Source organism: Streptomyces sp. NRRL S-920 (assembly GCF_000717945.1).
GTDB lineage: Bacteria > Actinomycetota > Actinomycetes > Streptomycetales > Streptomycetaceae > Streptomyces > Streptomyces alboniger.
Genome location: NZ_JODF01000004.1, coordinates 154,039 through 174,996, shown reverse-complemented (window position 1 = coordinate 174,996; position 20,958 = coordinate 154,039). Strand labels below are relative to the sequence as shown.

Below are 20,958 nucleotides of genomic sequence, written 5' to 3'. Positions count from 1 at the left end.
CGCCCCGTCCGGGGCGACGGCTCCCTTTTGCTTTCTCGGCCCCGCGTCTCGAGGCATGCGTGGGGCCCCCTTCCCGGCCCGCCAGGGTCCCGCTCTCTAGCGCGGTCTCTAGCGCGTCAGGGCCCTGCTCCCCGGCCCACCTGGGCCTCGCTCCCTGGGCCCGCCTGGGCCTTGCTCCTCAGCCTGCCAGGGCCTTGCTTCCCGGCCGCCAGGCCCTCGTCCCTCCGCCTGCCAGGGCCTTGCTTCCCGGCCCGCCGGGGTCTTGCTTCCCGGGCCCGCCGGGGTCTTGCTCTCCGGGCCCGCCGGGGCCTCGCTTCTCAGCCTGTCAGGGCCCTGCTCCCCAGCGCGCCAAGGCCCCGATCCCCGGGGCCGCAAGGGCTCCGCTCCCGGGGCCCGCCAGGCTCTCACTCCCCGGCCGCCAGGGCTCCGCTCCTCAGGCCCGCCAGGCTCTCGTTCCCCGGCCCCGCCAGGGCTCCGCTCCCCGGCCCGCCAGGGCCCCGCTCCCCAGCCCGTCGGACAGGCCCTAACGTGGAGTGCGTGATAGACGTACGGCGCTCCGGCGACCGGTACCGCGGCGGGGAGGCGGCGAACGGCATCGAGTCCTTCCACGCCTTCTCCTTCGGGCCCCACTACGACCCCGACAACCTCCGCTTCGGCGCGATCCTGGCCTGCAACGAAGAGCGCCTCGCGCCCGGCGCGGGCTTCGACGAACACCCGCACAGCCACACCGAGATCGTCACCTGGGTCGTCGAGGGCGAACTCACCCACCGCGACTCGACGGGCCACGAATCCCTGGTCCGCCCGGGCGATGTCCAGCACCTGTCCGCGGCGGGCGGCGTCCGCCACGTGGAACGCAACGACGGCGACGCCCCGCTCGTCTTCGTCCAGATGTGGCTCGCCCCGCTCTCCCCGGGCGGCGACCCCGCCTACACGGTCGTCCACGGAATCGCCGACTCCACCCCGTACGAGATCCCCGGGGCGGGAGCCCTGCTCCACATCCGACGCCTGTCCCCGAACGAACGCACCGCCCTACCGGACGCGCCGTTCACCTACCTCCACGTGGTGCGCGGCGAAGTACGCCTGGGCAACGAGCGCTTGGCCACGGGCGACGCGGCGCGCATCACGGGCGAGACGGACCGGGGCCTGGAGGTGGTGGCCATCGCGGGGGAGGCCACGGAGGCCGTGGCGGGCGCGGGGGTCACGGAGGTCACAGGGGCAACGGCGGGGGAGGCCGTGGAGGGCGCGGCGGCGGTCGAGCTGCTGGTGTGGGAGATGTCGAGCGGGTAGCCGTCCTTCATGGCTCGGCGTGCGGAGCGGGTAGCTGTCCGTTCCTGGCTCTGCGTGCCGAGCAGGGGCGGGTGCCCTTTTAAGGCTCCGCGTGCCGAGCAGGGGCGGGGTGCCCTTTCATGGGTCCGTGTGCCGAGCAGGAGCGGGTGTCTTTTCACGGCTCCGCGTGCCGAGCAGGGCGGATGTCCTTTCACGGCTCCGCGCGCCGAGCGGGTGGCTGTCCCTCCACAGCTACGCGTGCCGAGGCGGGCAGCCCTCCCTCACAGCTCCGCGAGCACCGCGTCGGTGAAGGGCGGCCAGGCCTCCACGGCCCAGGGCCCGAAGGGCCGGTCGGTGAGGGCCACACAAGCCGCGCCCGCGTCCGGGTCGATCCACAGGAACGTCCCGGCCTGCCCGAAGTGCCCGAACGTCCGCGGCGAAGATGAACTCCCCGTCCAGTGCGGCACCTTGGAGTCCCGGATCTCGAATCCGAGCCCCCAGTCGTTGGGGTTCTGATGCCCGTACCCCGGCAGCACGCCCTTCAGCCCCGGATACGTCACCGTCATCGCCGCCGCCACCGTCCGCGCGTCCAGCAGCCGAGGCGCCTGCACCTCCGCGGCGAACTTGACGAGGTCGTCGACCGTGGACACTGCGTCCTTGGCGGGCGAACCGCCCCCCTCCAGCGCGGTGGCGGTCATCCCGAGCGGCTCCAGCACCGCCTGCCGCAGATACTCCGCGAACGGAATGTCCGTCGCCTTGGCGATGTGATCACCGAGAACATCGAACCCCGCGTTGGAGTACAGCCGCCGCGTCCCCGGCGCCGACGTCACCCGGTGCTCGTCGAAGGCGAGTCCACTGGTGTGCGCGAGCAGATGCCGAACCGTCGACCCTTCAGGACCGGCGGGCTCGTCCAACTCGACCGCTCCCTCTTCGTAGGCGACCAGCACCGCGTACGCCGCGAGCGGCTTGGTGACCGAGGCGAGGGCGAAGCGCCGGTCCGTCGGCCCATGCGCCCCGACGACAGTCCCGTCCGCACGGACGACAGCGGCGGCAGCCGTGGGAACCGGCCAGTTCTCGATCATCGCCAAGCTCTGCATGCCCACGAGCCTAATTCCTCGCCGGAACCATCAGTGACTTCGGGTGGAGGTCGCCAGTGACTTCGGGTGGACGTCGCCCTGAGGCAATGGCGACCACGACGATGGCAACGACGTGTAAATGGTGACGTGTAGGTGGTGACGTGTATGGGCTGACGGCCCTCTGCCCCCTAATCCACTTGACCCCCTAACGCACTTGGCCTGCCTAATCCACTTGCTTGGAGCGCACTCCAAGGTCATAGCGTGTGGAACATGACGGTGATGGAGACCACGCCCGCCCCACCCCGCCCCGCACCGGGGTCCGCCCGCTGCGACTCGGTACCGGCCGGGCCCCCGCGCCCGGACGGTGAGGACCACTACACGATCAGCGAGGTCGCCACCTTCACCGGCCTCACCGCGTACACCCTGCGCTGGTACGAGCGGATCGGCCTGATGCCCCACATCGACCGCTCCCACACGGGCCAGCGCCGCTACCGCAACCGTGACCTGAACTGGCTCGCCTTCGTCGGCAAGCTCCGCCTGACCGGGATGCCCGTGGCGGACATGGTCCGTTACGCGGAACTGGTGCGTGAGGGCGAGCACACCTTCACCGAGCGCCAGGAACTCCTGGAGCGGACCCGGCGCGACGTCCGTACCCGCATCGCGGAACTCCAGGACACCCTCGCCGTCCTCGACTACAAGATCGACATGTACGCGGGCGCCCGCAAGGCGTCGGAGAGGCTCTGAACACTGATGACGGTTGAGAACACGTACGGCGAGATAGCCACGGCCCGGCTCGGCACCCACGGCCCCGAGGTCGGTGTCCAGGGCCTCGGCTGCATGGGCATGAGCTTCGCCTACGGCCCGACCGACGCCGAGGAGGCCCGCGCCACCCTGGACCGCGCCCTCGAACTGGGCGTGACCCTCTACGACACCGCCGACGTCTACGCCATGGGCGAGAACGAGAAGTTCCTCGCTCCCTTCCTCAAGGCGCACCGTGACGAGATCGTCCTCGCCACCAAGTTCGCCCTGGCCATCGACCCGGACAATCCGACGAAGCGGCGTATCGACAACTCTCCCTCCTACATCCGATCCAGCGTCGAAGCCAGCCTGCGCCGTCTGGGCACCGACGTCATCGACCTCTACTACATGCACCGCCGCGACCCGGACGTCCCCATCGAGGAGGCCGTCGGCGCGATGGCCGACCTCGTCACCGCGGGCAAGGTCAAGCACCTCGGCCTGAGCGAAGTCACCGGCGACGAACTGCGTGCCGCCCACGCCGTCCACCCCATCGCCGCCGTCCAGTCCGAGTGGTCGCTCTTCAGCCGCGACATCGAGCGGGGCGTGGTCCCCGCGGCCGCCGCGCTCGGCGTGGCGCTCGTGCCCTACTCCCCGCTCGGCCGTGGCTTCCTCACCGGCGCGTTCGTCGACGCCAACAAGGAACTGGGCGAGGACGACTTCCGCCGCCAGCAGCCCCGCTTCACGGGTGCCAACGCCACCGCCAACGCGGCCCTCCTGGCCCCCGTCCGCACGGTCGCCGAAGCCCATGGCGCGAGCCTCGGCCAGGTCGCCCTGGCGTGGGTGCAGCAGCAGTCCGCAGTCCACGGCCTGCCTGTCGTCCCGATCCCCGGCACCCGCAAGCGCGTCCGCGTCGAGGAGAACACCGCGGCCACCCGCATCACCCTCTCCGACGAGGATCTCGCCCTGCTCGCCCCGATCGCCACCAATGTCGCGGGCGACCGCTATGCCGACATGACCTTCACCTCGGCGGGCCGGGAGTAGTCAGATCGGGTCCGCTTGTTCGGGTCTGCTTGTTCGGGTCCGCTTGTTCGGGTCCGCTTGGCCGGGCGGGCCGTGGGCGAGGCTCTGGCTGGGGTCCAACCCGGCCAGGGTGCTCGTCGGACCCCTGGGCCCAGCAACTCCCAGGCGGATTGCTGCTCACCGGGGCCCGGCACCCGGGGCACCCCGGCCGCTCACGCGGGCCACCCTTTACGCGAGGCCCAGGGCGAAGACCGCGAATCCGGCCGCCAGGAGTCCAGCGAGTGCCCGTCGCGTGTGGCTCGCGCGCTTCCACGGGGTTTCGAAGGCCCGGGCGTAGCGGCCTATCAGCACCAGCAGCGCCGCGATGAGCGGAAGCCAGGCGAGCCGCGCGGCTATCCAGCCCAACGTGTCGGGGCTCATCGTCAACCCCGGTATCGCGCCGAGGAGCGAGCCGGGTACCGCCGCGGCGAGCAGTGCCGTCTGGTGCCAGCACAGGATCGTCATCGCCGTCAGGTTGACCACGACGACCGGGGCCCACAGTCCCGGCCTGCGCAGCAGTCGGCCGATGCGGTTCCGCAACAGGATCGCCGCGCCGCTCTGCACGGCGGCGAGGGCGAGGACCAGCAGGGACGGCGGATGTGAGTTCGTCCGGGCCTCACCGGGGACGCCGACCATCGACACCGGATAGTGGAAGACGAGGAGCAGCACGGAGAACAGAGCCGAGCCGCCGACGAGCAACAGCCAGGCCCCACGCTTTCCCAGCCTCTTCTCGCCCCAGGAAACGCCCAGTTGGTAGGCGAACAGCCAGCCCGGCAGCAGATTCAGCAGGGAAAGCCAGGAGGACATGGCGTCCGCGAAGGGGCCGTAGCGCAGAAAGTCGACGATGGCGACCGCCCCCAGCAACGGCACCGCGGCCCAGGCCCCCAGCCGCTCCGCCGCGCGTATGCACCAGGGGGTGAGCGCTGTGATCGCCATGTAGACGCCCACGAACCACAGGGGCTGGATGACCAGGGTGGACGCCGTGCGCAGTGTCGTGCCCGGCACCCCCAGTCCGTACAGCACCGGGATCAGCGCGGCCCAGACCGCCGTGACCCCGAGGACCGGTCGCCCGAGCCGAGCGACGCGCCCGCGCAGCCAGCCACCGGTCGACTCACCCCGTGCCACCGCCCTGCGGTACGACAGCGTGGAGGCATAGCCGCCCACGAGGAAGAAGATGCCCAGCATCTGGAGCACCCAGCTCACCGGTGCGAAGAATCCGAACGAGGCCAGCGGGCTCGCGTTGTGCAGCGCGCCTTCGGCGTCGAGGGTGAAGCCGCCCAGGAGCCAGTGCCCGGTGGGCACGGCGAGCAGCGCCAGGGCGCGCAACCCGTCTATGGCCCGGTCGCGGTGGGGCGGTGTCTTGCTGTCGATGGCGGACGCCGCGCGGCGCAGTCCGCTCAGGGCGGGGAGGCTCATGTGCGTGCTCCGATGGTTCGGGTGCCGTCGGTGTCGGTGGAGTCGCCCCCGCCCGCGATACGGACGAAGGCCCGCAGGGAGTCCGTGCCCGGGGCGAAGTAGCCGGTGTGGCCCTTTGCTTGCTCGGCCGGAACGCGCCGGGCGCCGAAGCCGGGTGCGGTGGGATCCTCGCCGTGGCCGAGCCCGAACAGCTCGACGTTCGGCACCTTGCCGATCCAGTCGCTGTCGTCCCGGGCGGCCCAGACCCGCGCGCCGGTGTTCAGGTCGGCCACGCTGTCCGCCCGCATACCGGGGGAGCCGAGCACCACCAGGTCGGTCGCGGCGAGTCGCGGAGCGGCCAGGCCGCACACCACCGAGCCGTAGCTGTGGCAGAACACGGCGGGCCGCGGAGCACCGGATGCACTCAGACCCTGCGTGAAGCGCGCGAGACGCGGGGCTCCTGCCTCGGCGAGCCGACCGGTGGCGGCATCGGTGCCGAGGCCGACCGGCGTGGTGTATCCCACCCAGGCCACCACAGCGGTGCGGTGGCTGGCCGCCGCGTAGAGGGAGCGGCCCATCCCGGCGGGCGTGCCGTACTTGTCGTTGGCGCGGTCGAAGGTGCTCAGGTCGATGTCGGAGCCCGGCACCACTACGGATACGTGTTCCGCCCGCTCCAAGTCGCCGTAGACCTCGGCGACTTGCCCTCGGCCTCTTGGGTCGAAGGCCAGTATGTGGCGGCCGGGGGAGAGCAGCTCGCCGTAGCGCACGACCAAGGCGCGGGCGCGCTCGCGCTCCTGCGCGGTGAGGTCGGGGTCGGTCGATCGGGCACGCTCGCGCGCTCGCTCGGCGCGCAGAAAGCGCGAGTTGGCCTCGTATCGAAGAGCAGTCGGGGCTCCGTCGAGATTGCCGACGACCGAGGGGTGCCGCTCCATCAGCTCGTGGCGTCGGGTGGCGCTCAGCGTGTCGAAGAACGCGGCCACGCGATTGGGAGAGGCGGTCGCTGGGTCCGGCAGGCGCACCCCCAGGCTATGGTCCGCGCGCCAGGAACTCGTGCCCGGTGGTGGGCCCGTGAGCGGCTGCTGCTCATTGCCGGTGGTCCAGCCCACCGTGCCGGCCATGACCGTCGTCGTGAGTGCGGCGGCGACCAGCGCCCTCTTGCTCCGTGCTTTCCATGACCGAAGCCGCATGGCCGGTCTCCCTCCCCGCTTCGTGGCGCGCTGTGGCCTGACGAAGCGAAAGGTAGGAAGAAGGTGTGTCGCCGCACGTCACACCGCGGAGCCAACTCTCAGGTGCTACCGGGGTATGCGGTGGTGATACCGAGGTAGGGGGTGGCCTACTGCCCGCCGGGCGTGACCAGCCCCGCCTCATAGGCGAAGATCACGGCCTGGGCGCGGTCCCGCAGGTCCAACTTGTTGAGCACACGCCCGATGTGGGTCTTCACCGTCTGCTCGGCAAGGACCAGGCGCTCGGCGATCTCCTGGTTGGACAAGCCGCGCGCGATCAGGACCAGTACCTCGGTCTCACGCGGCGTCAGGCCGTTCAGCCGAAGGGACTGGTCCTTGCGCGGCGAGGGACGCTGCTTCGCGAACTCCGCGATCAGGCGACGCGTCACCGACGGGGCGAGCAGCGCCTCGCCGGACGCCACCACGCGGACGGCCGAGATCAGATCGGCAGGCGGCGCGTCCTTGAGCAGGAAGCCTGAAGCACCGATGCGCAGGGCCTCGTATACGTAATCGTCCGCGTCGAAGGTGGTGAGCATGAGCACCTTCGGCAGGTGCACCACTCCCGGCGGCGGGTCCAACAGGGCGCGGGCCGCGGCGAGTCCGTCCATCTCCGGCATGCGGACGTCCATCAGAACGACATCGGGGTGCGTGGTGCGGCTGACCTCGACACCCTGTTTGCCGTCCGGCGCCTCACCCACGACGTCGATGTCGCTCTGCGCCGCGAGCAGGGCGGCGAACCCCGCCCGCACCATGGCCTGGTCGTCGACGATGATCACGCGAATGGTCATGCGGTGGCGGAGTCCTTCGGGAGCAGGGGGAGCCGGGCGGCCACGCGGAAGCCGCCGTCGGGCAGCGGCCCGGCATCGACCGTGCCGCCGACCAACCGTACGCGCTCGCGCATGCCCACAAGCCCATGGCCCGTACCGCTGCTCTCCAGCGGGGCGGGCGGCTCGGTGGACGGGCCGTTGACCACGAGGATCAGGAGATGGTTGTCGTCCAGACTGACCGTGATCCTGGTCCGTGCCCCGGGTGCGTGACGCATCACGTTCGACAGGGCCTCCTGGACGATGCGGTAAGCGGACAGGTCCACGGCAGGAGACACCTCGGCGAGCTGGGTGAGGATCGCCAGCTCGGGGCGCGACAGGTCGATCGGTATGCCCGCCCGCACCGTGGCCTCCACCAGGTGCGGCAGCCGGTCGAGACCGGGCTGGGGCGCCCGCTCACCGGGCGCACCCTCGCTGCGCAGCACGGCGAGCAGCCGCCGCATCTCGGTGAGGGACTCCCGGGCGCTCGCCGCTATGCTCCCGAACTCCTCGCGCGCGGCGTCGGGGAGGCCGTCGAGCCGGTAGGGCGCGGAGTCGGCCTGGACCGTGATCACCGACATGTGATGGGCGACGACGTCGTGCAACTCGCGTGCGATGCGGGCCCGTTCCTCCAGGAGAGTGCGCTGGGAGCGCTCTGTCTCGCTGATCGTCTCCTGCTCGACGAGCCTGCGCCGGGCGTCCCCGCGCTCGCGCAGCAGCGCGCCGAGCAGCAGTACGGCCCCGCTCAGCACGATCAGCAGCACGCCGGTGTCCTGGCTCCCCTCGCCGCGGAACGCCCCGAGCACCAGCCCGGCGACCACCGTGACCAGCCAGACCCCGAGCAGTGTGCGGCGGCTCTCCCGCAGGGACAGCGCACAGCAGAGCACCAGATACCCCACGATGATCATGGGGGTCCAGGGGGCGAGGCGGCCGGGATCCGCGGTCATCGTGGCGATCGCGCCGATGACGTCCGCGACGATGACGATCCACCACGCGGGCAACGGTCGGGTGACCGCGAGGAGCAGAGGCGCGGACTGGGCCACTCCCAGAGCCCCCGCCAGGCCGCCGCCCACCCCGTAGTCATTCGTCAGCACCTGGACGGTGACCGGGATGAGGACGACGACGAAGCCCAGCGCGATCAGGTGGGGCAGCATCCGCACCCAGCGTTTGGGGGCACCCGCCAGCAGCGGCTCGGTCGATCCCGCGGGTGTCGAGAGCGAGGCCCCCGCCGTCCGCAGGCCCTCCACGACCGCCGCGGTCGCGCGCCGGAGGCCGGCCCCGCGGCCCCCCGGCTCAGCGGCCGGGCGGCGGGGCTCTTGATCAGGGGATGTCTTCGCGCTGCTCATGGCCTGATCAGCGTAGGCACGAAGCCCGCGTCGTGACGTCATACCGGGGAGCCGGACCTCACCTCATACCCAGGTATCACCGGCACCCCCACGGACTCCTCGGCGGCGCGGCTCACAGCTCTGCCAGCAGCTCGGCCTTCTTCATCGTGAACTCGTCGTCCGTGAGCAGGCCCGCCTGGTGCAGGTCCCCCAGGTGCCGGATGCGGTCCGCGATGTCCGCCGGGTCGCGCCGCACGGTCGGTGCCGACGTGGCGCCGACACCGTCGGACGTCAGTGCGGGGCCGCTGGCACGTACCGCCGCGAGGACCGACGCGGCGAACGGCAATGACTCGTGGACCGGGCCGTATCCGAGCCCGAAGACCACGGCCGCCGGATCCTGGTCGGCCTGCGCGGGCTGCGCCACGGGAGTCTCTCGGCGCAGCAGCCGCAGGTGGCCCTCGAAGACCTCCGGCGAACGCCACTCGATGCCGCTCAGGTCCGAGACGGGGAAGCTCTGGTCACCGGCCTTCCACTTCGCCGACGAGGCGCCCGTCCAGAACCACCGGAAGGACACCAGCTTGCCGTCGAAGGAAGCCTTGCCGTCGTACGCCTTGAACTGGAGCGGCGCCTCGGGAGCGGCCACCAGATAACGGTCGGTGGGGCCGTCGTCGTCCCCGGTGATCTGTGCCCGCAGCTCATCCGCGTAGTACTCGGCGAGCGTCTCCCGCTCCGCGGGCAGCACCAAGCGGTACGGGTCGCAGCCGTCCTTCAGCTGGCCCGCCGCCGCTTCCATCAGAGGATCGGCGCCCGGTCTTGGCACGGCATGCAGAACCACGGTCCCGCGTTTGCCGGGAGAGAGTGTCACCGCTGCGATCGCCTCATGCGGGATACGCCGTTCGCCGAGCGCTTGGTAGAGCCTCGGCGTGCGGATTCCCCGTTCGAAGCGGATGAGCACGGAGTCGGACTCGAACTCCCAGGCGGCGTGAAATCCGGCCAGTACATCACCCATGCGGCTTATCGTAGGCGGCACACGCCTCTCCGTCCCTCCTGCGGCGGGCCGCTGTTTCGTTGATTTCTACGCGCGTCGGGCCGCCGCCTCACCGGAAATGTTCTTCCGGCAGGCGTCATCCGCACTCGCGCACCGCACTCCGTGGTACGCGCCGGTGCCGATCTCGGCGAAGTTGCGCAGGCTCTCCGTGCCCGGCTCGAAATAGCCGGTGTGCCCCCTGGCGCCCGCGGCCGAGAGCACTCGCGCGCCGAAACCGCCGGACACCGGGTCGGCGCCGTGGCCGAGCCCGCCCACCTCCATGTACGGCACATCCTGGATCCAGTCGTCGCTGTCCCGTGCGGCCCAGACCCGGGCCGTCGTACCCAACTGCGACGCCCGGTCGGCGCGCATGCCGGGGCTTCCCGCGACCGCGATGTCGGTGACCCGCTGGGGCAGCGTCCGCGCGGCCACACCGCACACCACGGAGCCGTAGCTGTGGCAGTACAGCGCGACCGGGGAACGCCCCGGGAGCGCTCGCACCATGGAGTCGAGACGCACGGCGCCGCTCTCGGCGCGCATGGACGTGGCCGCGTCCACGCCGATGCCCGCGGGCGCGGTGTAGTCGGCCCAGGCGATCACGGCGGTCCGCGCGCGTGGGTTCACGGAGCGCTCCTCGCGGTACAGCGCCTTCGCCATGCCCACCGGCGCCGAGTACTTGCGGAACGTCCGCTCGAAGGTCAGCACATTGGTGTCGACGCCGGGCACCACGACGGAGACACGGCGGGCCTTGTCGAGGTCTCCGAAGACCTCAGCCATGCGCCCGGCACCCATGGGGTCGAAGGCGAGGACCTGGCGCTGCGGTCGCATCATGACCCCGAAGCGCTTCATTCTGCGCTCGGCCTCCTGCTGCCCCACGGGGGAGAGGCGTTCGTCATGCATGCGTTCCCGCTCGATCTTGCGGGCCTGTGCCAGGGCGATGCGGTTCGCGCGATAACGCAGCTCGATGGGCGCGCCGTTCATGTTGCCGACCGCGAGGGGATAACGGCTGGCGAGCCGGTTGCGCTGCTGCTTGTCGAGCGAGGTGAAGAAGTGGGTGAGCCGAGCGGCGGGAGCATCGGGGTCGGGCAGCGCGTGCCCGTCGATGTTCCCCCGCTCCCAGGCGGAGAGCGCGGCCTCGAGAGGCGACGATTCGCCCGCGTTGTTGCGTACGGCGGTCCAGCCCGTGGTCGCCAGCATGACGAACACGACGGCCAGCGCAAGCAGAGCGCGCCAGGCGTTGAGTTGAGGGGAGGAGTCGAAGGAAGTCACTGCGGAACACCCTAGGAGAACCCCGACGCATACCGTGCATCGCGTGACGCAGATCACGTTTCCGTAGGGGCAATTGAGGCACAGCGGGCGCATCTGGTGCGCGTCGTCACACTCTGTAAGTAGAACATGCGTGCGGCGCGAGGTGTGTGCATGACCCGCCGTTACCGCATTATCGCTCGGCGTTGTCGCGAATTGTGCTGATTGCGCCACCTTCGGTGAGGATCGGTCACCGGATGGCGGCCGAAGTCAGGGAAAGCCCCTCAGGGGCATTCCGGGGGGTTTTCGCCTATCCGGGTGACGCACATTCGTACCCCTTCCGATGGCACGGTCGGACGGTCCACAGTTCATGCAGCAGCTCCGCACGACGCGGACAACTCAGCCATACGACACGGGGGTTGAAGCACATGCGTACGACCATGCCCACGACCATCACGGCCGCCGCGATCACCGCACTCATCGCGGTGATCCTCTCACCCACGCACACCGTGGCCGCGGCTCCACCGACGTCCGGTGGCTGCGGGCCCGGTGAGTTCTGCCTCTGGGAGAAGAAGCAGTTCAAGGGCGCCCGTCACACATACGAATTGGCCAATATCGACATCGAGAGCTGTATCGCGCTGCCGGAGGGGGGCAGCGCGCAGGCTCTCGCCAACCGGACCGGCCGACCCGTCACCACGTATCAATCCGCGAAGTGCGCCGAGACCGGCGAGTTCAACACCTACCCGGGCAGCGGCACCTGGGCGCCCGAATCCCCCTATCGCGTACGGGCTTTCAAGGTCTGGGAAAGCTGAATGGGGGTACTCGTGGATGCGAGCCCGAACCGGCCGGCCTCGTCCCGGTCGGCTAGGTCGAGGAGCAGATGATGACGGGCTTTGGACGCATGACGCGGAAGTACCCCCGCTCACGCGGCCGTACGTGGTCGCGGAGTGGGCCGGACCGCGCGATGCCCCGGGTCGTCGGGCTCATATGAGTAGTTCCTCGGGCTCATAGGGCCAGTCCTTCGGGCTCATATGGGCAGACCGGGGCGATCACGATGAACGGCATGCTCCGAGCCGAGGGGGGTCCACCCCGGCTCAGGGCATCCCCGTCCCTCCGAGAGCCTCCGCCCCTCGGGCGGCGGCCTCGGCGGGCGCGGGGCCGGGCACCACGCCCGCCGAGGCCGAACCCGGCCCCGACAGAGCCGTCACCTGCGCCCGCAGCGCCTTCACCTCGGCCGTCAACGCCTCGATCGCGGCCGTCTGACGCCGCTCCTCGACATCGTCCTTCTCGAAGCGCGAGATGAACCACGCCGCGATGTTCGCGGTGACCACACCGAGGAGCGCGATGCCCGACAGCATCAACCCGACCGCGAGCACCCTGCCGAGCCCCGTCGTCGGAGCGTGATCGCCATAGCCGACCGTCGTCATCGTGGTGAAGGACCACCACACCGCGTCACCGAGCGACTTGATGTTCCCGTTCGGTGAATCCCGCTCCACGGAGAGGACCGCCAATGAGCCGAACATCAACAGACCCACCACCGACCCCACGACATATGTCGTCAGCGTGATCTGCGGTGCCATGCGGGCGCGCCGGCCGACGAGCATCAGCGTGGAGACGAGCCGCAGCAGCCGCAGCGGCTGAATCATCGGAAGGATCACAGCGCACAGGTCGAGCCACTGAGTGCGGACAAATTTCCCGCGATGATCGGAGAGGAGGAGACGTACGAGGTAGTCGAGGGCGAAAGCGGCCCAGACGATCCACTCCGCGATCGTGCAGGCCCTCGTCACGGTCCGGCTCGCGTCGGGCATGACGATCGGCACGGCATAGGCGAGGGCGAACGCCACCGCGAGGGTGAGGAGCGGACGTTGGGTGTGGCGCTCCCAGCGGCTCTGCGCCGGTTGTTCCTTCATGGGCGCATCGTAGGAAACGCCGAAGGGCGACGGGACCCATGGGCCCGCCGCCCTCCGGATGAGACACGAGCTGACGTCAGGGCGACGCGTGCGCTGAGGTCAGGGCGATCTGTCTATTGGTGTCAGGGTTATGCGTCGCCCCCGGCCGCACCGGGGTCGGCCGCCGTGACGTCGAGGAGCTGGTAGCGGTCGATCGCCTGCTTCAGGACGGAGCGGTCGACCTTCCCCTCACGGGCCAGCTCGGTCAGCACGCCGACCACGATCGACTGGGCGTCGATGTGGAAGAACCGGCGGGCCGCGCCACGCGTGTCGGCGAAGCCGAAGCCGTCCGCGCCGAGCGACTGGTAGGTGCCGGGCACCCAGCGGGAGATCTGGTCGGGGACGCTCCGCATCCAGTCGGAGACGGCCACGAACGGGCCTTCGGCGCCGGACAGCTTCTGCGTCACGTACGGGACGCGCTGCTCCTCCTCGGGGTGCAGGAGGTTGTGGCGCTCCACGTCCACGGCCTCGCGGCGCAGCTCGTTCCAGGAGGTCGCCGACCAGACGTCCGCCTTCACGTTCCACTCCGAGGCGAGGATCTGCTGGGCCTCGACCGCCCACGGGACCGCGACACCGGAGGCGATGATCTGGGCGGGGATGGCGCCCTGCTCGCCCGACTTGAAGCGGTAGATGCCCTTGAGGATGCCCTCGACGTCCACGTTGTCCGGCTCGGCCGGGTGCTGGATCGGCTCGTTGTAGACGGTGAGGTAGTAGAAGACGTCCTCGCTGTCGGGGCCGTACATCCGGCGCAGGCCGTCCTTGACGATGTGCGCGATCTCGTAACCGAAGGCCGGGTCGTAGGCGACGCAGCCCGGGTTGGTCGAGGCGAGCAGCTGCGAGTGGCCGTCGGCGTGCTGGAGGCCCTCGCCGGTCAGCGTGGTGCGCCCGGCGGTCGCGCCGAGGACGAAACCGCGCGCCAGCTGGTCGGCCATCTGCCAGAACTGGTCGCCGGTGCGCTGGAAACCGAACATCGAATAGAAGACGTACACGGGGATCAGGGGCTCCCCGTGGGTGGCGTAGGCCGAACCGGCGGCGATGAGGGACGCCGTGCAGCCCGCCTCGGAGATGCCGTCGTGCAGCATCTGGCCCGTCGGGGACTCCTTGTACGCGAGGAGGAGTTCGCGGTCCACAGCCTCGTACTGCTGGCCGAGCGGGTTGTAGATCTTCGCGCTCGGGAAGAAGGCGTCCATGCCGAAAGTGCGGTACTCGTCGGGGGCGATCAGCACGAAGCGCTTGCCGATCTCCTTGTCCCGCATGAGGTCCTTCAGGATGCGGACGAACGCCATGGTGGTGGCGATCGACTGCTGACCCGAGCCCTTCTTCGCGGCCGCGTACGCCTTGTCCTCGGGGAGCTGGAGGGGCTTCGCGCGTACGACGCGGGTCGGGACATAGCCGCCGAGGCCCTGGCGGCGGTCGTGCATGTACTGGATCTCTTCCGAGTCCCGGCCCGGGTGGTAGTACGGCGGGGCGCCGCTCTCCAGCTGCTTGTCCGTGATCGGGATGTGCAGACGGTCCCGGAAGCGCTTCAGGTCGTCGACCGTCAGCTTCTTCATCTGGTGCGTGGCGTTGCGGCCCTCGAAGTTCGGGCCGAGGGTCCAGCCCTTCACCGTCTGGGCGAGGATCACCGTCGGCTGGCCCTTGTGGGCCTTGGCCGCCGCGTAGGCCGCGTACACCTTCTTGTGGTCGTGACCGCCGCGGCCCAGGTGCAGGATCTGCTCGTCGGTCATGTTCTCGACCATGGCGCGCAGGCGGTGGTCGTCGCCGAAGAAGTGCTCGCGGATGTAGGCGCCGGTCTCGGTCGCGTACGTCTGGAACTGGCCGTCGGGGGTGGTGTTCAGCTTGTTGACCAGGATGCCGTCCCGGTCCTGGGCGAGCAGCGGGTCCCAGCTGCGGTCCCAGACGAGCTTGATGACGTTCCAACCGGCGCCGCGGAACTGCGACTCCAGCTCCTGGATGATCTTTCCGTTGCCGCGCACCGGGCCGTCGAGGCGCTGGAGGTTGCAGTTGACGACGAAGGTGAGGTTGTCCAGGCCCTCGCGGGCGGCGATGGAGAGCTGGCCGAGCGACTCGGGCTCGTCCATCTCGCCGTCGCCGAGGTAGGCCCAGACGTGCGACTTGGAGGTGTCGGCGATGCCGCGCGCCTCCATGTAGCGGTTCATCCGCGCCTGGTAGATCGCGCCCAGCGGGCCGAGGCCCATGGAGACGGTCGGGAACTCCCAGAAGTCCGGCATCAGCCGGGGGTGCGGATAGGAGGAGAGGCCGTGGGGCGCCTTGGACTTCTCCTGGCGGAAAGCGTCGAGCTGCTGCTCGGAGAGCCGGTCCAGGAGGAAGGCACGGGCGTAGATACCGGGGGACGCGTGCCCCTGGAAGAAGATCTGGTCGCCGCCGTCGCCCTCGTCCTTGCCACGGAAGAAGTGGTTGAAGCCCACGTCGTAGAGGGACGCGGAGGAGGCGAAGGTGGCGATGTGGCCGCCGACGCCGATGCCGGGGCGCTGGGCGCGCGAGACCATCACCGCGGCGTTCCAGCGGGTCGCGTTCAGGACCTTGCGTTCGATTTCCTCGTTGCCGGGGAAGAACGGCTCGTCCTTGGTGGCGATCGTGTTGACGTAATCCGTACTGCGCATTTCGGGAACGGCCACGCGCTTTTCGCGGGCGCGCTCGATCAGTCGGAGCATCAGGTAGCGGGCCCGCTCACGGCCGCGTTCGTCGACCGCGGCATCGAGGGAGTCCAGCCACTCCTGGGTCTCTTCGGGATCGAAGTCCGGGACCTGACTCGGCAGGCCGCCAATGATGATCGGGTTGCGATCGGATCCGGAAGCCACGCTGTTCCTTCGCTGTTGGGGCTTTCACCTGGGTTCTGCCTGGCCGTGCACCGCTCCCCATCGTGTACCCGACGGACGCGAACGTCATCTCTACCGATAGGTAACCGAGGCGTTCCCCCGGCATCCCTGGGGTAGGCTCGACCAAATCGCAACGATACGCCCATCCTGCTTAACCGCTTCGCAGAGCCGTTCGGCACCGTACGGATGAGGCGACAGTTGCGGCGACACGGCCGGGAACGTCACCGTTTCGGCGGTCTCGGCGGCCGGGTACTTGCGCGATCCGTCCCGCCCGTGTGGACTACGGCCAACGCCCCGCGCACGCGCGTGGCTGAAGGCATTCCCGAAAAACATGATCAGGAGGCAATCCGTGAGCGCGACCGCGGACCACGCGGAGACGAACCTTGCCGTAAGGCTTGGTTTCCAGCCCGACCAGGTGGTCCAGGAGATCGGCTACGACGACGACGTCGACCAGGAGCTCCGCGAGGCCATCGAGGAGGCCACTGGCACAGAGCTCGTCGACGAGGACTACGACGACGTGGCTGATGCCGTGGTGCTCTGGTTCCGTGAGGACGACGGGGACCTTACTGATGCGCTGGTGGATGCCATCGCGTACATGGAGGAGGGCGGCCAGATCCTGCTGCTGACTCCGAAGACCGGTCGTGACGGCTACGTCGAGCCGAGCGACATCGGTGAGGCGGCCACCACCGCGGGCCTGTCCCAGACCAAGAGCACGAACGCAGGCAAGGACTGGAGCGGTACCCGCCTGGTCACGCCAAAGGCGGCCGCCAAGAAGCGCTAGCCACGCGCGCGCCGAGCCGCGACTCCAGCAGAGACAGCCGTGAGGCCCTCACCGACGACCATCCGTCGGCGAGGGCCTCACGCGCGTGCGGCCGGTTTCCACAGGCGTGGGCCGACGGACGCGGGGGCGTAGATCGACGGACGTAGGGTGGGGTGTCACCCGATCGGCCCCATCCGGGGGCCCCGTCGAAGGGATGCCCGCACATGGCGCTCGCTGGAATCGCGACCGGCACCAAGGCTCCGGAGTTCGAGCTGAAGGACAACCACGGCCGCTCCGTGAAGCTCTCCGACTTCCGGGGCGAGAAGAACGTGGTGCTGCTCTTCTACCCGTTCGCGTTCACCGGCGTCTGCACCGGTGAGCTGTGCGCGCTCCGCGACGAGCTGCCGAAGTTCGTCAACGACGACACCCAGCTGCTCGCCGTCTCCAACGACTCCATCCACACCCTGCGCGTCTTCGCCGAGCAGGAGGGCCTGGAGTATCCGCTGCTCTCCGATTTCTGGCCGCACGGCGAGGTCTCGCGCGCGTACGGCGTCTTCGACGAGGAGAAGGGCTGTGCGGTGCGCGGCACCTTCATCATCGACAAGGAAGGCGTCGTGCGCTGGAGCGTTGTCAACGGCCTGCCCGAGGCGCGTGACCTGAACGAGTACGTCCGGGCGCTCGACACCCTGTGATTCTGAGCCGCAGAGCATGTGGCGGCCGGGAACCGGTCACTAGGATCCAGTCGTTGATCCGATGGCAACGCAACGCTTGGGGCTCCCCGCCCCTGGACACCAATTGGGAGGACTCGTGGGAGTCAGCCTCAGCAAGGGCGGCAACGTATCGCTGAGCAAGGAGGCGCCTGGCCTGACCGCGGTTCTGGTCGGCCTCGGCTGGGATGTCCGCACCACCACCGGTACGGACTTCGACCTCGACGCCAGCGCGATCCTGACGAACGCGGAGGGCAAGGTCACCAGCGACCAGAACTTCGTGTTCTTCAACAACCTGAAGAGCCCCGACGGCTCCGTCGAGCACACCGGTGACAACACCACCGGTGAGGGCGAGGGCGACGACGAGGTGATCAAGGTCGACCTGGCGGCCGTGCCCGCGGACGTCGAGAAGATCGTGTTCCCGGTCTCCATCTACGACGCCGAGACGCGCCAGCAGTCGTTCGGCCAGGTCCGCAACGCGTTCATCCGCGTCGTGAACCAGGCGGGCGGCGCGGAGATCGCGCGCTACGACCTCTCCGAGGACGCCTCGACGGAGACCGCCATGGTCTTCGGCGAGCTGTACCGCCACGGCGCCGAGTGGAAGTTCCGCGCGGTCGGCCAGGGGTATGCCTCGGGTCTGCGCGGTATCGCGCAGGACTTCGGCGTCAACGTCTGAGCCGAGCCGCCCCTCCGCCTTGTCGTCCGGCGCCGCACACGCACCAGGTGCGGCGCCGGACGTGCTCACCGCCCTGTGCCCCCGTCACCTTGGGGGGCACCACGGGCACTGCCGCTGTCGTCACCTCGGGGAGGACCACGAATATGGGCGTCACACTCGCCAAGGGAGGCAATGTCTCCCTCTCCAAGGCCGCACCGAACCTCACCCGGATCCTGGTCGGCCTCGGCTGGGACGCGCGCTCCACCACCGGCGCTCCCTTCGACCTCGACGCCAGCGCGCTGCTGTGCAGTGGGGGCAGGGTCCTCGGCGACGAGTGGTTCGTCTTCTACAACAACCTGAAGAGCCCCGACGGCTCCGTCGAACACACCGGCGACAACCTGACCGGTGAGGGTGACGGCGACGACGAGTCGCTCCTGGTCGACCTCTCCAAGGTGCCGGCCAACTGCGACAAGATCATATTTTCTGTCTCCATTCATGACGCCGACAATCGCGGGCAGGCGTTCGGTCAGGTCAGCAACGCCTTCATCCGCGTGGTGAACCAGGCGGACGGGCAGGAGCTGGCGCGCTACGACCTGAGTGAGGACGCCTCCACGGAGACCGCCATGATCTTCGGCGAGGTGTACCGGTACGGGGGCGAGTGGAAGTTCCGTGCCGTCGGGCAGGGGTACGCGTCGGGCCTGCGAGGTATCGCTCTAGACTTCGGGGTCAATGTTTCGTAAAGCCGGGGACCGGCGCGGGGGAGACCGCTAAACGGGAGCCCGTACACACACGATTGGTTAACCAGTGATTCTGAAAACCTTCGGCTGGTCGTTCGCGGTTACCGCGCTCGGTCTGGTCGCGGCGGTGCTCTACGGGGGGTGGACCGGGTTCGGCATCGTGGCGATCCTGTCCATCCTCGAGATCTCGCTGTCCTTCGACAACGCGGTGGTCAACGCCGGAATCCTGAAGAAGATGAGTGCCTTCTGGCAGAAGATCTTCCTCACCATCGGTGTGCTGATCGCGGTCTTCGGTATGCGGCTGGTCTTCCCCGTCGTCATCGTGGCCATCAGTGCCAAGACCGGCCCGATCGAGGCGGTGCGCCTCGCGCTCAACGACAAGGACCGGTACCAGCAGCTGGTCACCGACGCGCACCCGTCGATCGCCGCCTTCGGTGGCATGTTCCTGCTGATGATCTTCCTCGACTTCATCTTCGAGGACCGTGACATCAAGTGGCTGGGCTGGATCGAGCGTCCGCTCGCCAAGCTCGGCAAGGTCGACATGCTGTCGGTCTGCATCGCCCTCGTCGTGCTCATGATCACCGCGATGACCTTCGCGACCAAGGCCCACCAGCACGGCGGCATCCATGTGGACAAGGCGCAGACCGTCCTGATCTCCGGTATCGCCGGACTCATCACCTATCTGGTGGTGGGCGGTCTCTCCGGCTACTTCGAGAACAAGCTGGAGGAAGAGGAGGAGCGCGAGCACGAGGCCGAGGAGGAGGCCAGGAAGAGCGGCAAGAAGGTGCCCGCCGTCGTGATGGCGGGCAAGGCCGCGTTCTTCATGTTCCTCTACCTCGAGGTCCTGGACGCGTCCTTCTCCTTCGACGGCGTAATCGGCGCCTTCGCGGTCACCAACGACATCGTCCTGATGGCGCTCGGCCTCGGTATCGGCGCCATGTACGTCCGGTCGCTCACCGTCTACCTGGTCCGCCAGGGCACCCTCGACGACTACGTCTACCTGGAACACGGCGCGCACTACGCGATCGGCGCCCTCGCCGTGATCCTCCTCGTCACCATCCAGTACGAGATCCACGAGGTCATCACCGGCAGCGTCGGCGTCATCCTGATCGCCTGGTCGTTCTTCTCGTCCGTGCTCCGCAACAAGCGGCTCGCGGCGGCCGAGGGGCAAGGCAGTTCCGGAGAGAAGAGCGAGGTCTCGTCCGGGGTCTGACGCTGACTGATTCCCTCGCCGCACTGTCCGATTCCGTACTCCGGAGTGTGACGGCGGCCAGGGTGAGGAACGCTCTGTGCGGGGCGGCCGTCGAGGAGGTTTCCTCATGGCCGCCCCGTCGGTATTCGTGCGGGGCACAAGGGACACTTGGGGGCGGCATGTCCTTCTGGGACGGTCTGTGGCGTGGGCGTTCGATGGACTTCGAATCGGGCAGCGCCGCGACCAACTCCATCGAACTGACCAAGCGCAACCCGACGGTCTCGCTCAGCAAGCAGGGCGCGGCCACCGGCAATCTGCGCGTCAACCTGTCCTGGCAGATGCGGACGTCCGACATCATCGGCAAGCAGCGCGGCGGCGCCGGCCTGCTGCGGCACCCGCTCAAGCTGTTCCAGCCCGACGTCGTGCAGGCGCACACCCAGGGCGTGGTCAACGTGGACCTCGACATCGGCTGCCTGTACGAGCTGATGGACGGCACCAAGGGCGTCGTACAGCCGCTGGGGAGCTTCTTCGGGAGCCTCAACGCGCCGCCGTACGTGAAGCTGAGCGGCGACGACCGGTTCGGCTCGCCCTCCGGGGAGACGATCTACGTCAACCTCGACCACCGCGAGTCCATCAAGCGGCTGCTGGTCTTCGCGTACATCTACGACCAGACGCCGGCCTTCGACCGCACGCACGCCAAGGTCACGCTCTACCCCAGCAACGGTCCGCGGATCGAGATCGACCTGGACGAGCGCCAGCCGCAGGCCCGCTCGTGCGCGGTGGTCTCCATCGAGAACGTCAAGGGCGAGCTGGTGGTGCGCCGCGAGGTGAAGTTCGTCTACGGCTTCCAGGCAGAGCTGGACCGGCTGTACGGCTGGGGACTGCAATGGGGCCGGGGCTACAAGACCAAGGTGGGCTGAGCCTGTGGCCCCACCCGGCGCCCCAGCCGACCCCGGCCCCC

At 69.2% G+C, this 20,958-nt stretch carries 19 protein-coding genes and 1 pseudogene; 11 read left to right on the top strand and 9 right to left on the bottom strand.

Features of this window, described 5'->3' with window-relative positions; all coding sequences use genetic code 11:
* Window positions 1–537 precede the first annotated feature (537 nt).
* A complete protein-coding gene (locus tag IG54_RS0105350) occupies window positions 538–1,287 on the top strand; it encodes a pirin family protein (protein WP_063756191.1) in 750 nt (249 codons plus the stop codon).
* A gap of 260 nt (window positions 1,288–1,547) precedes the next feature.
* Here the strand turns inward: IG54_RS0105350 and IG54_RS0105345 are convergent, their stop codons facing one another.
* Window positions 1,548–2,369 carry a serine hydrolase domain-containing protein gene (locus tag IG54_RS0105345; protein ID WP_037896403.1) on the bottom strand — a complete coding sequence of 274 codons (822 nt, stop codon included), beginning with the start codon at window positions 2,367–2,369 and terminating at the stop codon, window positions 1,548–1,550.
* A gap of 243 nt (window positions 2,370–2,612) precedes the next feature.
* Between IG54_RS0105345 and IG54_RS0105340 the strand changes: the two genes are divergently transcribed.
* Window positions 2,613–3,086: a MerR family transcriptional regulator gene (locus tag IG54_RS0105340; protein ID WP_030777917.1), complete on the top strand. Its 474-nt coding sequence runs from the start codon at window positions 2,613–2,615 to the stop codon at window positions 3,084–3,086.
* Between the two features lie 6 nt (window positions 3,087–3,092).
* Complete coding sequence (locus IG54_RS0105335) at window positions 3,093–4,121, top strand: aldo/keto reductase (protein WP_030777915.1); 1,029 nt, start codon at window positions 3,093–3,095, stop codon at window positions 4,119–4,121.
* Between the two features lie 207 nt (window positions 4,122–4,328).
* On the opposite strand, the gene IG54_RS0105330 is transcribed toward IG54_RS0105335, so the two are convergent.
* The 6 genes from IG54_RS0105330 to IG54_RS0105305 form a co-directional block, all read right to left on the bottom strand.
* On the bottom strand, window positions 4,329–5,555 hold the full coding sequence (locus IG54_RS0105330; RefSeq protein ID WP_030777913.1) for an acyltransferase family protein: 1,227 nt from the start codon (window positions 5,553–5,555) through the stop codon (window positions 4,329–4,331).
* The gene (locus tag IG54_RS0105325) at window positions 5,552–6,721 is read right to left on the bottom strand and encodes an alpha/beta hydrolase (protein ID WP_051819284.1); all 1,170 of its coding nucleotides are present in this window, start codon (window positions 6,719–6,721) and stop codon (window positions 5,552–5,554) included. Before IG54_RS0105325 ends, IG54_RS0105330 begins: the two co-directional genes overlap by 4 nt.
* 146 nt (window positions 6,722–6,867) lie before the next feature.
* The gene (locus IG54_RS0105320; RefSeq protein ID WP_030777909.1) at window positions 6,868–7,545 is read right to left on the bottom strand and encodes a response regulator; all 678 of its coding nucleotides are present in this window, start codon (window positions 7,543–7,545) and stop codon (window positions 6,868–6,870) included.
* A complete protein-coding gene (locus IG54_RS0105315) occupies window positions 7,542–8,906 on the bottom strand; it encodes a sensor histidine kinase (protein ID WP_234335982.1) in 1,365 nt (454 codons plus the stop codon). The genes IG54_RS0105320 and IG54_RS0105315 overlap by 4 nt, the downstream gene beginning before the upstream one ends.
* 112 nt (window positions 8,907–9,018) lie before the next feature.
* Entirely contained in the window at window positions 9,019–9,894 is an 876-nt protein-coding gene (locus IG54_RS0105310; RefSeq protein WP_030777905.1) for a DUF4429 domain-containing protein, read from the bottom strand.
* A gap of 66 nt (window positions 9,895–9,960) precedes the next feature.
* On the bottom strand, window positions 9,961–11,181 hold the full coding sequence (locus IG54_RS0105305) for an alpha/beta hydrolase (RefSeq protein ID WP_030777903.1): 1,221 nt from the start codon (window positions 11,179–11,181) through the stop codon (window positions 9,961–9,963).
* 404 nt (window positions 11,182–11,585) lie between these two features.
* Here IG54_RS0105305 and IG54_RS0105300 point away from each other — a divergent pair, with 404 nt between their 5' ends.
* Window positions 11,586–11,969, top strand: a complete 384-nt coding sequence (locus IG54_RS0105300; protein ID WP_030777901.1) for a peptidase inhibitor family I36 protein — start codon at window positions 11,586–11,588, stop codon at window positions 11,967–11,969.
* A 71-nt stretch (window positions 11,970–12,040) separates the two neighbouring features.
* A pseudogene (locus tag IG54_RS42805) lies at window positions 12,041–12,145 on the top strand (small hydrophobic protein); the annotation flags it as partial.
* Window positions 12,146–12,251: 106 nt separating this feature from the next.
* Here IG54_RS42805 and IG54_RS0105295 read toward each other — a convergent pair.
* Window positions 12,252–13,067 carry a potassium channel family protein gene (locus IG54_RS0105295; RefSeq protein WP_051819283.1) on the bottom strand — a complete coding sequence of 272 codons (816 nt, stop codon included), beginning with the start codon at window positions 13,065–13,067 and terminating at the stop codon, window positions 12,252–12,254.
* Window positions 13,068–13,195: 128 nt separating this feature from the next.
* Complete coding sequence (gene aceE, locus IG54_RS0105290) at window positions 13,196–15,928, bottom strand: pyruvate dehydrogenase (acetyl-transferring), homodimeric type (protein WP_030777896.1); 2,733 nt, start codon at window positions 15,926–15,928, stop codon at window positions 13,196–13,198.
* A gap of 367 nt (window positions 15,929–16,295) precedes the next feature.
* Here aceE and IG54_RS0105285 point away from each other — a divergent pair, with 367 nt between their 5' ends.
* From IG54_RS0105285 to IG54_RS0105260, 6 genes are all read left to right on the top strand, one after another.
* Complete coding sequence (locus IG54_RS0105285; protein ID WP_030777894.1) at window positions 16,296–16,727, top strand: DUF3052 domain-containing protein; 432 nt, start codon at window positions 16,296–16,298, stop codon at window positions 16,725–16,727.
* A 203-nt stretch (window positions 16,728–16,930) separates the two neighbouring features.
* Window positions 16,931–17,398 carry a peroxiredoxin gene (locus IG54_RS0105280; protein ID WP_030777892.1) on the top strand — a complete coding sequence of 156 codons (468 nt, stop codon included), beginning with the start codon at window positions 16,931–16,933 and terminating at the stop codon, window positions 17,396–17,398.
* A gap of 115 nt (window positions 17,399–17,513) precedes the next feature.
* Window positions 17,514–18,089: a TerD family protein gene (locus IG54_RS0105275; RefSeq protein ID WP_030777890.1), complete on the top strand. Its 576-nt coding sequence runs from the start codon at window positions 17,514–17,516 to the stop codon at window positions 18,087–18,089.
* A 143-nt stretch (window positions 18,090–18,232) separates the two neighbouring features.
* Window positions 18,233–18,808, top strand: coding sequence for a TerD family protein (locus IG54_RS0105270; RefSeq protein WP_030777888.1), 576 nt, complete (start codon window positions 18,233–18,235; stop codon window positions 18,806–18,808).
* Window positions 18,809–18,872: 64 nt separating this feature from the next.
* Window positions 18,873–20,018, top strand: coding sequence for a DUF475 domain-containing protein (locus IG54_RS0105265; RefSeq protein ID WP_030777885.1), 1,146 nt, complete (start codon window positions 18,873–18,875; stop codon window positions 20,016–20,018).
* 158 nt (window positions 20,019–20,176) lie between these two features.
* Window positions 20,177–20,917 (top strand): TerD family protein, encoded by a 741-nt coding sequence (locus IG54_RS0105260; RefSeq protein WP_030777883.1) that lies wholly within the window; start codon window positions 20,177–20,179, stop codon window positions 20,915–20,917.
* Window positions 20,918–20,958 lie beyond the last annotated feature (41 nt).